Below are 1,478 nucleotides of genomic sequence, written 5' to 3'. Positions count from 1 at the left end.
ACCTTCCCGTTCGCCGTCAACGGCAACGACTCCAGAACCACCACCACCGACGGCACGCAGTACTCCGGCAACACCCCCGCCACGAACTCCCGCACATCGGCGGCGCTCACCCGGGACCGTCCGTGGGCCGGGACATTGGCGAGGGCAGACGTGTCCCCCGCACGCCACGTCGACCGCCAGGTTCCGACGAGGGCGGCGTCCGCCGTGATCTCGGCGCGCACGAGCAGCACGTCCAGGGCGGTGCTCGGACCACCGTCGCCGTCGGCCCAGGTGAGCAGGGCTCGGTAGCCGCAGCGTTCGGCAAGGACGGCGAGGCGTGCGGGGACGACGGGTGGCTCCGGGAGTGTGGCGGCGGCATCGACGGCCGCCTTCAGCTCCGCCGCGTCCGTCGCCTGGGCCAGGGCATCGACGAGGGCGAGCGGGACCGTGAGCCGGGCGTGCGGGACTCCGGTCACCCGCAGGCACACGGGGCGGCCGGCCTCCGGGGCCTCCAGGGTCGCGGTCAGCTCGTCCAGTGCAATGGAGCCGTCGCCGGACCAGGAGACCAGCGGCGCACAGGCGGCGTCGACGATGTCGTGCCCCCGCCGGTGCAGCACGACGTCGTACCGATAGCGCGTCAGCTCGTTGGAGGCCGCGTGCGGCTTGACCCGGATGTCGGCACCCTCGAGCGCCGGGTGCGCGTCGGCGAAGCTTTCGAAGTACGCCGGATCCAGGAGGAGTTCCTCCTCCTCGGCGACGGCGACGCGCACGTCCTGTCGCACGCTCTCGGGCGTGGCGGGCCCACGGAGTGCGCGCAGTGCGCGCTCGGTCTGGAACTGCTGCAGGAGGCGGAGATTGCGTACGTCGCCGACGATGACGCGGCCGTTTTCGCGCGTCAGGTCCACGGCGCGGGCGAGGACGTCGTCGAGGTACCCGGCGGAGGGGAAGTACTGAATGACGGAGTTGATGACGACGACATCGAAGAAGCCGGTCGGGAGACCGTCGACGACGTGCGCGGGCTGGGCGAGGAGGGTGACGCGGTCGGCGTGCTCGGTTCCCTCGATACTCCGGCCGAGCCGCTCGATGGCGGTCTCGGAGATGTCGGTGCCCCAGTACTCCTCGCAGTGCGGAAGGAGCCGGGACAGGACCATGCCGTTGCCGACGCCGATTTCCAGAATGCGCTTCGGCTTGAGCTCGGTGATGAGGTTCGCGGTGTCCTCGAGCCATTCCGCCATTTCGCTGTCGGGGATGAGGCCACCGTCGTAGCTATTGTACCAGCCGACGAATCCCGACCCGAAATCACTGGCGCGCGCCGAGTCGTACGACGACTCGAAGACGGACTTCCAGTCACCGACCTGTTCCACCGCGTCAGCGCCCGACTCGGAAGACGCCTTGTGCGCCGGGGTCACGTAGGCGACGAGCCGGCGGTCGTCGGGCTGGTCCTGACGCACACACACCACCGCCTGCCCCACACCCGGGCAGGAACCCACCACCGCCTC

At 70.4% G+C, this 1,478-nt stretch carries 1 protein-coding gene; it reads right to left on the bottom strand.

Translation table 11 applies throughout. The features are described 5' to 3' along the window. Positions 1 to 1,430, bottom strand: a 1,430-nt coding sequence (locus AC07C1_RS41230; RefSeq protein WP_478947244.1) for a class I SAM-dependent methyltransferase, incomplete at its 3' end; no start/stop codon positions are given. Between the last annotated feature and the right edge of the window lie 48 nt (positions 1,431 to 1,478).

The sequence above is a fragment of the Streptomyces sp. NPDC045022 genome (assembly GCF_056432605.1).
Note: the sequence above shows the minus strand (reverse complement) of the source record. Positions and strands in the feature narration are given on the sequence as shown.